The 13,033-nt window shown below is 56.5% G+C and carries 8 protein-coding genes; 3 read left to right on the top strand and 5 right to left on the bottom strand.

The window, feature by feature from the left end:
• Positions 1–73 precede the first annotated feature (73 nt).
• The 5 genes from UH5x_RS25260 to UH5x_RS25240 all read right to left on the bottom strand — a co-directional run bounded on the left by UH5x_RS25260 (position 74) and on the right by UH5x_RS25240 (position 6,837).
• Positions 74–1,711 (bottom strand): sulfatase family protein, encoded by a 1,638-nt coding sequence (locus UH5x_RS25260; RefSeq protein ID WP_482634068.1) that lies wholly within the window; start codon positions 1,709–1,711, stop codon positions 74–76.
• Positions 1,712–1,983: 272 nt separating this feature from the next.
• Positions 1,984–2,802 carry a TIM barrel protein gene (locus UH5x_RS25255; protein ID WP_482634067.1) on the bottom strand — a complete coding sequence of 273 codons (819 nt, stop codon included), beginning with the start codon at positions 2,800–2,802 and terminating at the stop codon, positions 1,984–1,986.
• A 59-nt stretch (positions 2,803–2,861) separates the two neighbouring features.
• Positions 2,862–3,812: an aldo/keto reductase gene (locus tag UH5x_RS25250; RefSeq protein WP_482634066.1), complete on the bottom strand. Its 951-nt coding sequence runs from the start codon at positions 3,810–3,812 to the stop codon at positions 2,862–2,864.
• Between the two features lie 326 nt (positions 3,813–4,138).
• On the bottom strand, positions 4,139–5,890 hold the full coding sequence (locus UH5x_RS25245) for a TIGR03545 family protein (RefSeq protein ID WP_047817303.1): 1,752 nt from the start codon (positions 5,888–5,890) through the stop codon (positions 4,139–4,141).
• On the bottom strand, positions 5,887–6,837 hold the full coding sequence (locus tag UH5x_RS25240) for a DUF2062 domain-containing protein (protein WP_047817302.1): 951 nt from the start codon (positions 6,835–6,837) through the stop codon (positions 5,887–5,889). Before UH5x_RS25240 ends, UH5x_RS25245 begins: the two co-directional genes overlap by 4 nt.
• A gap of 216 nt (positions 6,838–7,053) precedes the next feature.
• On the opposite strand from UH5x_RS25240, the gene UH5x_RS25235 reads away from it, so the two are divergent.
• From UH5x_RS25235 to UH5x_RS25225, 3 genes are read left to right on the top strand one after another with little or no spacing between them, the layout of a single operon-like run.
• Entirely contained in the window at positions 7,054–10,371 is a 3,318-nt protein-coding gene (locus UH5x_RS25235; protein ID WP_482634065.1) for a PSD1 and planctomycete cytochrome C domain-containing protein, read from the top strand.
• 19 nt (positions 10,372–10,390) lie between these two features.
• Complete coding sequence (locus UH5x_RS25230; protein ID WP_047817301.1) at positions 10,391–11,803, top strand: DUF1501 domain-containing protein; 1,413 nt, start codon at positions 10,391–10,393, stop codon at positions 11,801–11,803.
• Positions 11,796–12,743: a hypothetical protein gene (locus UH5x_RS25225; RefSeq protein WP_482634064.1), complete on the top strand. Its 948-nt coding sequence runs from the start codon at positions 11,796–11,798 to the stop codon at positions 12,741–12,743. Before UH5x_RS25230 ends, UH5x_RS25225 begins: the two co-directional genes overlap by 8 nt.
• The last annotated feature ends 290 nt before the right edge of the window (positions 12,744–13,033 follow it).

Here is a 13,033-nt window from a genome sequence, read left to right as displayed (position 1 = left end):
AACGGCGCAAGCCGTCCGGTGCCGTGATACCGGAGAACTCGCACCCTGCCGCTAAACGACCGGAAAGCCAAAGCTAATTTTGAGGCTTTGCTTTCGATTCGGACTGCTTCGCCTGAACGTACTCATGGGAGATTTCGATCGCCTTCTGACGGTCTTCGTCACTGTCATCCCAGAATTCCTGGACAACCTCTTCCACGGCAGGGTAATGAGACCCATCGTCGCCCACGCGTTGGCGAAGTTGTGCCAAACGTTGCTTGAGGTCCGATGCGACTTCGGCGTACTCAGGATTGTCGATTTGGTTGACCACTTCCGTCGGATCGTTCACCAAATCGTAGAGTTCCCAACCGGGAGGCGTTTGCAGCTTCCCTTCGTAGTTGACGCCGTAGTAGTAAATCAACTTGTGAGTCTTGGTGCGAATCCCAACGTGACCGGGATTGTCATGGTGAGCCATGTGCATCCAGTAGCGGTAGTACGCCTCCTGCTTCCAACCCTCGGGTTCCTGACCGGTCTCGCAAATTCCGCGAAAGCTTTTGCCTTGCATGTACTCAGGGGTTTCCACGCCGGCGAACGCCAACATGGTGGGTCCGTAGTCCACGTTTTCCACGATCGCATTGCTGCGTGAACCGGCAGCAATCGACTTGGGGTAGCGAACCAAGAACGGCATCCGCTGCGACTCGTCGTACATCCATCGCTTGTCCATGTAGTCGTGCTCACCGAGCATGAACCCTTGATCCCCGGTGTAGATGATCACGGTGTTGTCCATTTGCCCGGTCTCTTCCAACTTTGCAAACAAACGAGCCAGGTTGTCGTCGACGCCTTTGACACAGCGAAGGTAGTGCTTCATGTAGATATTGTACGCCTCACGTTTGGCGTCTTCATCACTGAGCCACGAATCGACTTCATAGTGATCCACATAATTCCGACGCAGGTTGCGGCGTCCGATTGAGGTGCCGATGTAGGGCATCAATTCATCGTCTGCACCACGGGTCGCCAGGGAACCGAAGAGCGGCTGACTCCAAAGATTCTTGGGTTCTGGGATCGCGATTTCGGCCAGGTACTCTTCATAGCGTGGCGCGTACTCGAAGAAATCGTGTGGCGCCTTGTAGTGATGCATCAAGAAAAACGGCTTGTCATCTTCGCGAACTTCATCAAACCAGTTCAGTGTGATGTCAGTGATCGCATCCGTGCTGTGCATGCCTTCCTTCTTGATCAAGTTCTTCGGCCACGGCTTGTCACCTTGAACACGGAACTCAGGATCAAAGTACTTGCCTTGTCCAGGCAGCACACAGTAGTAGTCAAACGCAGCCGGTTCAGCTTTCAAGTGCCACTTGCCAATCATGGCGGTTTGATAACCAGCCTTCTTCATCTCTTTCGCAAGATGCTGATTCTTTGGTTCGATGCGGCCGTTCAGATCAAACACACCGTTGGTGTGGTTGTATTGCCCCGTCATGATGCAAGCGCGACTGGGTGTGCAGATCGAGTTCGTGCAGAATGCATTTTCAAACAACATGCCTTCCTTGGCCAAACGATCCAGGTTCGGCGTCGGATCCAGGTAGGCCAACCGACTGCCATACGCCCCCACCGCTTGGCTGGTGTGGTCATCCGACATGATAAACAGAATGTTGGGTCGCTCATCAGCAACCGCCCAGGGCGCCATCGCAATGGCAAGCATCCAAATCAGGGCACGTGACCCAATCGCAGTGTGTGACATATTCAGTTCATCTCGTGGTGGGGAGGGATGGTGGAGACGTCGACTTTTTGCTGAATGGCATGGGGGTTCTCGAATCACAGGCTAATGGTCTGTCAAGACTTTCGTCTTGGGGTAGTGGACGAGGCCACGAGTCCTGAACTGGCGTCAAATCCAAGGACTCGTGGCCTCGTCCACTACGATCACTCCAAACTTTTAGCTGCAACAGAACACTAGCAGCCTATGCGACAATATTCGCAGGCTGGAAGCCTATGCCACTGTTGGTTCCGACAACTTCAAGCGGTCAAACGTTTGAATGCTTCGATCGTGTTGCGAGCCGCAGTGTCCGAATCGGGCAACGCAAACGCTTCGGCACACAGGTACCCGTCGTAGTCGATGTCTTTGAGAGCCTGGATGATGGGCGCGTGGTTCATGTGCCCCATCCCAGCGGCTTGGCGATTGGAATCGACAAAGTGAATGTGCCCGACGTAGCCCTTGCCAGCACGGATGGCAGCGGCCAAGTCGGCTTCTTCGATGTTCATGTGGAACAAATCGGCCAACAGTTTGACGTTGTCCGTTTTCAATGTCTTGCAAAACTCGACGCCTTCCTCGACTGTGCGAAGCAAGTTGGTCTCGTAGCGGTTCAGTGGCTCGTAGAACAGCGGCACGTGATACTGGGTGGCGTAAAGCCCCAGTTCATCGAGCGATTCTCGCAAGAACCCCAAGGCTTGATCTCGCGAAACATCGCCGCCCCATTTGCCTTGCATGGATCCGATGATGGCGGGAGCGTTGTAGGCGCCACCGAAGTCGATCATTTGTTTGACGAAGTCACGAGCCTTCGAACGATGCTCCGCGTCGGGATGCGTCAGGCTGAGCCCATGCTTGACCATCCCAGCACCGGTGCCGACCGCTGCGACAACCAAGTCATGCTTTTGCAGCAGGCCTTTGAGTTCGGCCTCATCCACCGCGTCAGGCCCGGGGGCGAATATTTCGATCGCGTCAAAACCGAGCGCCGAGGCCTTTTCGCAAGCGTCTCGCAATCCGTCCCAGAAAACGAAGGGACCGCCGCGAGCTTCTTCGACCAGGCTGACCGTGATGGCAGATTGAAACGTCATGTTGTTTCTTTGTGAGAGAGTTTTGAGGGGAGATGGACTCGAAGTGGCATAGGCTGAACTCAGGAGGCGACCGGTTCGTCGTTGTTTTCGGGGCGGCCTTCGATGTAAAACCAATTGTGGATCGGTTTCAAAATTTCTTGGACTTCAGCAACCAAGACTTCGTCGATGGGCTCTTGCGCCCACTCAACCCACTGCGCGACTCGCTTTGGATTGGCCGACCCTGGAATGCAGGTCGCAAAATTTTCGTTGGCAATGCTGAACTGAAGTGCGATTTTCGCGATGTCACTGCCACGGTCCGCGCAGTGCTTGGCGGCGGCCGCAGCGACCTGGCGAACTTCGGGTGTGGCTTTGTGCCAAGGCGGCAATTCTGCGTTGGTCAACAGACGTGCCGAGAACGGAGCGCCGTTCATCAACCCCACTCCTTTCTCCTTGGCCAACGGCACCAAGTCCAACGCCATGTCGTTTTGCAACGTGTAGTGGTTGTAGGTCAGCAGGCAATCGATGTCCGTGTTTTCCATCACGTACTGGAACATCTTCATGGGGTAGCCGCTGACGCCAACGTAGCGGACCTTGCCCTTTTCGATTTCGCGACGGATCGCGGGAATGGTTTCTTCGACGATCTGCGACATCTCGACGAATTCCAAATCGTGACAGAGCACGATGTCGAGGTGGTCGACCTTCATTCGTTCGAGCGACGTGTCGATGCTTTCGGTGACGCGTCGGGCGCTGAAATCGAAGTGCTCGCCGGTGTAGCGTCCCAGTTTGGTGCCCAAGTAGTACTGATCACGCGGGAAATCTGGCAGGACGCGGCCGAGCATCATTTCGCTCATCCCGCGTCCATAGAATGCGGCGGTGTCAATGAAGTTCATCCCACTTTCGAGCGCCACTCGAACCGCTTGCAAACTCTCACCCAAATCGACGCTTCGGAACTCCTGTCCGATCGAAGACGCTCCAAAAGAGAGCGTCGTGAGTTCCATGTCCGTTTGGCCTAAACGTCGACGAGGCAGCATCGTGGCAGTTCTTGGGGTTGAATGGTGGGGATGGATTTCAGGGCAACAAGAATCAGCGAGTGTAACCTCGCGTTGCCACCGATGCCAACGCACCCGGACCCAAAGAAAACAGGCTTAGGGCTATAGACTTCAGCCCCTTTGCGACGAGAGATCCTCCCGTCGGTTTCCCATCATCAGCCCATGAAAAAAGGCCGGAGGTCGAGGCACGATTGACTCGTGCACCCACCTCCGGCCTTTGCCAGAACGATCGCGTTGAACGCGCCGCCCGTCACTCAACCTGTCGACTCAAACGCACTCGGCGGAATCGACGCAGGATGGAATCGTGATCAACGCAAGCTCGAACCAAACGCGGTCTTGAGCTTGCCAAGATACTGGTCCGCTCCATTGATTTCGCTCAGGATCTTTCGGCTGAGGTCCTCCACCGATTTATCAGCCTTGGCCAGCAACGATTGAGCTTGGTTCTGTTGAGCGAGCATCCACTCATTCAGTTCCAACATCTGCTCACGATGAGCTTCGTTGACCTTGGCGGCGACCTTGGCTTTGGACGCTTCCATTTGGCTGGCGATGGCCGTTTTCGCGGCGTCGTTGAAGACTTGCCCCAAGTTGGTGTTCAACTTCAGATCGATGTCTTCCCAAGTCCCGTTGAACTCGGCATCGATTTCAACTTGATCCACGTTGGCCAGGGACTGGTTCATTTGAATCGCCGCGGCGGAAGATCCCGCCTCACCTTGAACATCCAAACGCATGTTGACGCCGGTTTGCTTGCTGACCAAACGACCTTCGAGTTGTTCACCCCGACTGCTCAGCTGAACCCACACTTCACGAACGCCGCCTGCAATGGCAACGCCAACGTCTTTGCCGCGTCCCAAGTGAATCGGGTCCGCGTCCATTTGTGGCCAATGAAGTGTCAAACGATCCAGTTGCTCACCTTGTCGACGATCACGGATGTAGTCGACATCGACGGTCTCGGGACCTTCCAAACGCAAGCGAGCTCGAGTCGGATCGGCCAACAGCTCCGGTGTGGGCGTCATGTTTTCGACCACGCCGGTCAGCGTGAAGACCTTGCCATCGGCACGCATGGTGCCGCTGACGTCGCAGTGACGGATCATCAACTCAGGACGACGATTGCGTCCCAAGAAGTCATAGTCTTCGCCACGAACACGCTCGGTGTCCGGTGCAACGACGGTGTAATTGGCCAGCGTACGACCGCTGTCGAGATAATCTCGAAGTTGGGTGAGCGAACGCCGAATTTCAGCGCTGACCAAATCGACGCCGAAGTTCTTGGACTCACTCAGATCGCCTGGCACAAACGCATCGACTTTGTCGAGGTCGGCTTGCTTGGCACTTTCCAATCGAGCCAAATCGGCCTTCATTTGATCGGGCATCGCGTTCATCGCGTTTCGCAACGAGATCAACTGTTCACGAGCGGCTTCGGATTCCGCCAGCGTGCGTTGCAACTCCGGCCAATCCCGCAACGGGTTGTCGATGCCGCTGGCAGCTTCCCGAATGGTCTCGACGCGTTGTTCCAGTTCTTTGGTTTGTTGCACCAATCGTTCGTATTCGCTTTTCCAACGACGACGAATCTCTTCGCCCGTGCGAACGGTCTCCAGATCTTTGCCGAGTGCTTCGGCGCGATCGCTGAGTCCATTCGTCGCTGATGAAAGCAAGTTCCCGATCATGGATGGACCGGAATCTTCCGTTTCCTCCGGTGCCTCTTCCAGGTGCCCGCTGGATTCCCGGGTGGTGCCGATTTGCAAACCAGCGATGCTGCCCTGGCGAATCACCCAGCGACGACGCAACAACGCATCGCCATCGATGACCAAGTTCACCGAGTCCGCTTGGAAAGCGTTCCGGAATTCCTTGTCATCTCGAGGATCGGCGACATGCACCGAATCGAATTGGATCTGCGGCGGGAACAAGCCCACGCGAGTCGCACCGATATCGGCTCGAGCTCCCGTCGAGGCTTCTAACCCGCGGACCGTGATGTAGCTGGCCATCGGGCCGAGGCCCCAAAACAGCAGCATCAAAATGGTCGCGACAACGATAAGCCGTGTCAGTAAGAATCTCCAACGAATCATGCTGCATCCTTGTCTTGCGAATCGCGCAATTGACGAAGCAAATAACTGAGCGCTTCATCGATTTTGTGTTGGTCGTCGTTCGTCGTAACCGGATCGGGTTGGCGTGAACCGCCAGACACCGATGCCATCGTGTTCGTATTGGAAGCCGTCTGCAGATTGGAATCTGCGTCGAGCACTTCGATGTGGGTGGTTTGCTTTCCATAAGAAGCATCCGAAGTCGACGCTTCATTCACGGCCAAGGCTCGTTTCGCGTTCGCGTTTTCGTCACGACCGGGCGTGATCTTGGCGAGCACGGGTTCGGCATCGTCCACGCGGCGAAAATCAAACACACGTCCAGAGTTGGCCTCGATCACTTCGTCGCTGCCCGACACGAACGCTGGTTCAGGCGAGAAGTGAGGCTGACGTGTCTGGGTGTGCGGGGGATCCACAGCGTGCGCTGTCGACGTTTCGCTGGACCGACGCTTGCGAACAGGCGTCACCAGCAACTCCTCTTCGAGATCCTCGTCTTCCCGCCCGTTGCCCGAGACCGCTTTGAAGAGCGGGTACGACACAGCGAAGGTGGGAACAAGCGAAGCCAGTCCAATCAGGAAACTTCCCATCACAACGGTGTTGTTCAAATCCGTCCAAGGCACCAAGGGCAAGTCCCAGGCTCGTGCCATGACTTGTGAGACGCCTTCTTGATCGAAGAACCACTGCGCCAGTTGCTCCGAAATCGGATCCAAACGCGGTGCCACCATCGTCACGCCGATCGCGGTCAAAGCGACCATCGCGTGATTGACACGCAACATCAAAACGCCAAACACCAACGCCACCGCCAGCAGGTTGCCGTGCGGGATCAGCCCGATGAGAAGTCCGAACGCCAATCCCCACGCGAGCTGAGAAGGATACTTCCTCCCCGCAATCGCTTTGCGAAGACTGCTGAGCAGCTTGATCGAAAACAGAATCATAAACCCGGACCACACGGCTGATCGATGGATGTAACAATTGGAATCCTCGTTAGCATCGGCATCTTGAGGACTGACATTTAGTACAACCGTCAAATTCGACGTGGCTAGGTCAATCGGAGACGCGGCGGAGCAGAACCGGCTTTGAAGAACCCGGCCACTCTATAGAGCCAATTGAGTTTCACGCGGTTTCTGCTTGCTTCGCAGATCCATGCAAAGGTGACTGAACTCCAAATGTTTGCGAGAGCATTTGCATCGATCTGCTACAATGAGTTTCCCGCCTGCCACCCTCCCGTCCCGCCCATCGCTGTGGTCTTGCTCTCCATGCGTTCTTCTTTGTTCTTCTTTGATTTTTCCCGGTGGACGGCTGTTTGCCTGTTCGGACTCGCCTGCTCCTTGGGACTGTCGGCACACGCGGATGAATCCCAGATCTCGTTCAATCGCGATATCCGGCCGATCCTGTCGGAGAACTGCTACTTCTGTCACGGCCCTGACGAAAACAACCAGCAATCCGGTTTGCGTTTGGATAGCCGTGAAGCAGCCATCGAATTTGCCGCCATCATTCCGGAAGACGTGGAAGGCAGCGAGTTGGTTGCCCGGATCGACCACGACGATCCAGACGCCGTCATGCCGCCGCCAGCTTCACACAAGACACTGACCGAAGAACAAAAGCAGTTGCTCAAGGACTGGATCGCGGAAGGCGCGATCTATGAAGACCATTGGTCCTTCACCCCCATCCGCCGGCCAGACATCCCCAACCTGAGCGAGTGGGACGAGACCGTGGTTTCGGATCCCGTCCATCCGGTCGATGCCTTCATTCGCGCCAGGTTGCTCGCGAAGGGACACGATCTTTCAGGGCCAGCTCGAGCAGACCGTCTGCTCCGACGGATGCACATGGACTTGGTCGGCCTGCCACCCACCTGGAAAGAAACCCAGGACTTCTTCCAGCGTTCTCAAACCTCGCAGGCATCCTCTGATGACCGGGCCGCGTTGATCGATCAGAAGCTGGACGAACTCTTCGCGAATCCTCACCACGGCGAACGCAGGGCGGCGTTCTGGTTGGACCTTGTTCGGTTCGCGGACACCGTTGGCTACCACGGGGACCAAAACCAGCACATCTTCCCTTACCGCGACTGGGTGATCGAAGCGTTCCAGAACAACATGCCGTTCGATGAATTCACCATCAAACAGCTTGCCGGAGATTTGCTTCCCAATCCCCAAACAGACGACTTGATCGCATCCGGATTCAATCGTCTGAACATGATGACTCGCGAAGGTGGTGCGCAACCGGGCGAGTACCTGTCCAAGTACGCGACCGATCGAGTGCGAACCGTTGGCATGGCCTGGATGGGACTGACGACCGGATGCGCCGAATGCCACGATCACAAATTTGATCCCTTCACGGCCAAGGACTTCTATTCCCTCGGTGCGTTCTTTGCCGACATCGAGCAATGGGGTGTCTACAGCGATTACGGTTACACCCCCAACCCGGACCTGAAGGGCTACAACAACAACTTCCCGTTCCCACCCGAAATCGAAGTCACCAGCCAAGCGTTGCTGCGGGAACAAACGCAAGCCAAGCAAGAACTCACCGAACTGGCTCGTTCGCAACACGAGGCATTGCCGGACGATCAGAAAACCGCCGCGAATCAATGGCTGGCGAACGTCCATGATTGGCTTGAACAAAACGCGGACGGATGGCAATCCATTGAGACGACCAACGTCCCGTCGACCGACAAGAAGCAACGAGCATGGAAACTGGATGCGAGTTCGACCTCGCCTGGATCTTTGTCGCCTCAGTCCATTCAAGTCAGCTTGCCGACCAAGCCGAACCAAACGCCGCTCGCGGTGGAAGTACGTTTCTACATCGAGGAATTGGAAACCGTTCCCGCGGACAAGTCGGCGGAGAACCAAGAGGATGAAAAGAAGCTCAAACGAACCACTGTCGCTGTTTCACTCGCACGAGCGAACCGCTGGATGCCTTCGTTCTCCAACACAGTGGCCCAGCAAAACGTGGCCTCGCGTTGGGCGGTTCCCGCGACCGATGCCGACGGGCACGCGGCCAAACAGCGACCGCATCAATTCATGATTGACCAGTCCAAGCACGCGGACGAACCGATGCAAGCCGTGTTTGAATTGTCCGCACCGCTGCAATTGAAAGACGGCCAATCATTGATCGCTGAGATCAAAGGGTTGCCCGCCGACATCGCGGCGACATTCGAAGCGTCACCGCTGATCCGATTGCGGCCGTTTGACCCAACCGAATTGGAAGCAATCCAAGTCTGCGACTCGGTCAGCCAACCCAACGCTTTGTTGAGCTGGATGATGTCCAACCCCAAACAAACCAAAGACGCCGGTGCCAAGAACCATTGGCGCGACCGCTACCTCGCCTGTCGGGATGGCCGAACGTGGACGATGGTCACGCAGGCCACCGAGCCGATCAAAATGCGGGTGCTACCGCGTGGTAACTGGCAAGACGAAACCGGAGAAGTCGTCCAACCGGCCACGCCCGAATTCTTAGGCCAATACGGAATCGACTCCGACAAGAATGCTGATGCCAACCACTCTGATTCGAAACGCTTGACTCGTTTGGACCTGGCTCGCTGGATCGTGCACCGCGACAACCCGTTGACGGCACGCGTCGTGGCCAACCGACTCTGGAAACAATTCTTCGGCGTTGGACTGACCATGGCTGTCGATGACCTCGGAACTCAAGGCGAGCCGCCATCCCATCCAGAACTGCTCGATTATCTCGCGATCGAACTGATCGAATCCGGTTGGGACCTGCGTCATGTGACTCGATTGATTCTGACCAGCCAAACCTACCAACAGGACAGCCGTGTTCGACCGGAACTGTCCGAGATCGATCCTGAAAATCGTCTGCTCGGCTACCACCCGCCGCGACGTTTAGAAGCCGAGATCATTCGGGACAATGCACTTGCCGTTTCTGGATTGTTGAACCTGGAAATCGGTGGTCCCTCGGTCAAACCCTATCAGCCCGGTGGCTACTATTCGAACTTGCAATTCCCCAACCGGACCTATCGCTCGACAACGGGTGACAACCAGTATCGCCGTGGCATTTACATGCACTGGCAGCGCACGTTCTTGCATCCGATGCTCGCGAACTTCGACGCCCCCAGTCGGGAGGACTGCGTCGCGATTCGGGCCAACGCGAACACGCCTCAACAAGCGTTGACGTTGCTCAACGACCCGACGTTCATCGAAGCGGCTAGCGAACTGGCGTGGAGCATGAACGAACAATCCGATTCCGATGACAATCGATTGCGAGCCATGATTCGTCGGTCCCTGCAACGCGAAGCGACCAGCGAAGAGATCGAGCGTCTGTCCGTCTTCCTGGACCAGCAACGCGAACTGTTCTTGGCTGACGAAGCCTTGTCAGTGGAATTGACCAGCGTTGGCCAATCCGCCGCACGTCATGGCAAATCGCTCACGCATCCCGAAAGAGCGGAATGGGCGGCTTGGACCGCCACAGCTCGAATCGTCTTGAATCTGCACGAAACAATCACCCGCTACTGAGTCACGCTGGAATCTCACCATGAACACATTCCCCTCCATTCAGCGGCGCAGCTTTCTCAAACGCGGCACCTACAGCGTCGGCATGGCCGCGCTCGGTTCGATGCTCGCCCGTGAAGGCCAAGCCAGCCAAACCGGTTCCCCTCAGCCACACTTTCCCGGCACGGCGAAAACGGTCATTCACCTCTGCATGGCCGGCGGCCCCAGCCACATGGAATCGCTGGATCCAAAACCGGAACTGGACAAGATCAACGACCAACCCTTCCCGGCATCAATGACCGACGGCCAGCAGTTGGCTCAGCTTCAAGGTTCGAAGTTGATCGCTCGAGGGTCGTTTTGCAAATTCAAAAAGTGGGGCCAATCGGGTCTTGAAATCAGCGAACTGTTTCCCAACATCGGATCGGTCGCCGACGACCTGTGCATCATTCGCTCCATGCACACCGAGCAAATCAACCATGACCCAGCTCATGCGTTCATGAACACGGGCTCGATTCAAAAGGGTCGCCCGAGCATGGGTTCGTGGCTCTTGTACGGACTGGGCGCGGAAACGGAGTCGCTGCCAGGTTTCATCGTCTTCACCAGCCAAGGACGTTACGGGGCTCAACCTGTTTCGGCGCGTCAGTGGAAAGCAGGCTTCCTGCCCAGTCGCTTCCAAGGCGTTCAATTTCAATCGCAAGGCGACGCCGTTCACTTCGTCCGCCCACCAGGTGGCATCACCGACACGACTCAGCGAGCCACGATCGAAGCGGTCAACGCGTTCAACCAAGCCTTGCTGGCCGATCGCGGCGATTCCGAAATCGCGACTCGGATCAGCCAGTACGAAATGGCATTCCGAATGCAAACGTCGGTTCCCGAACTGTCGGACATGTCGGACGAAACCCAAGAAACGTTGAACCTGTACGGGATCACGAAACCCGGCGATGGATCGTTTGCCAGCAACTGTTTGATGGCTCGACGGTTGGCCGAACGCGGCGTTCGTTTCATCCAGCTTTATCATCGTGCGTGGGATCACCACAGCAACCTCGAAGCCGGCATGAAGGACAGCGCAAAGGCAGTCGACCAAGCCTCAGGAGCTTTGATTCAAGATCTCAAGCGACGCGGCATGCTGGACGACACATTGGTGATTTGGGGCGGTGAATTTGGCCGCACTCCGATGAAACAAGGCTCCGGTCGCGATCACCACATCAACGCGTTCTCCCTGTGGATGGCCGGCGGTGGCGTCAAAGGCGGTATCTCCTACGGCAACTCCGACGAACTCGGCTACCGCTACCTGAAAGACGGCGAAGAGACCCACGTTCGCGACTTGCACGCGACGATGCTGCACACCTGCGGACTCGATCACATGAAACTGTCGGCGAAGTATCAGGGTCTCGATGTTCGCTTGACCGGCGTCGAACCCGCTCGTGTCTTGAAACCGATTCTGAAAAATGCTTGATCGAACGCCACCACCACGCGTGCTTTCCGTTGCATTGGTTTTCACGAGCCTGATTCTGCTGCTCGCCGGACCGGTGCTGGCCCAAGACGGCAACGTGCTGTTCCACCAAATGTTGAAAGACGGCCTATCGTTGACCGACGACGTCACGGCTCCCCTTCCGGCACCGACATTCCTGGGTTCATCGAACGACACCTTGCCCCCATCGGAAGTCGAGAAACGACTGCAGAAACTTGCTCGCGCTGGTGGTGTCAAGCGTTTCGTTCGCAACTCGGCCGTCGCTCCCATTGCGATCGACACGGACTCGATTTCCAATTCAGAAGGCCAACGCATCGGGCACCTGTTGGACGTCACCTTCATCGTGCACGCCCCGCTCGATTGGGTGCAAGATTCCGATGCGTTGAATTCATTGCTGGGAGTCGACGCGTCAGCGGATGAAACGGAGGACGCTGGTGCAGCGAGCCAAGTCAGCCCTGAGGAACTCGCCAAGCTTGGAATCGCCCCGACGGCGGAAACGGAATCGTTTGGCAGGATCAGCTTCCCGTTGCTCGATCGAGTCATGGTCGAGGGCGTGATCCATGCGGAAACGCAGCGTCACATCGAAGGTGCCCCAGGTGATTTTGTGACGGTTGCTTGGCACCTGGACCCACGGTTCGAAAATTCGTGGAGTCCCATCGAACGCGACGACCTGGGAAAAGAAACCACGGGCGACGCGAAACCTTACCGAGGTCTCGGCGGCCTGATCACGGCGACACGATTGCCGGCTGAGATTGCAGGCACGAAATCCGAGGCAACCATTGTCCAAGCCCGATTCGTGGTGCACGAACCGGTGGATTGGTTCGGCGGTCGCAATCAACTGCGAAGCAAACTGCCGCTGATCATCCAAGACCGAGTGCGTGACCTGCGCAGGAAACTCGCGGACAGTCACACGTCGTCACGGTAAGCAGGTACGCAGGACTGATCGGGTTGAATCTCGTGAGCCGTTTGGGTGTTAGCCTGGACCGCGACAAGTTTGGTTTTGTGGAGCGTATTCGTGGACAGTTTCTTGCCTGTTACCTCTCCTCCGACGAAGTTGGGGGAGAGGTGACTTGTTGATGCGAGGCAGAAACTTGCGCACACCAGAAACGCAACCACCCCAAAGATTGAACAGCCCAGCGATCGCCCCGGTTGTGAGTGGGAACCATGGCGAACGCCAAATGACTCAGTAAATCAACAGACCGCTCGCGCCCTTCC

This window comes from Rhodopirellula sp. UH5, assembly GCF_056839225.1.
The sequence above is the reverse complement of the archived record's forward strand: the minus strand, read 5'-3'. Positions and strand labels throughout refer to the sequence as shown.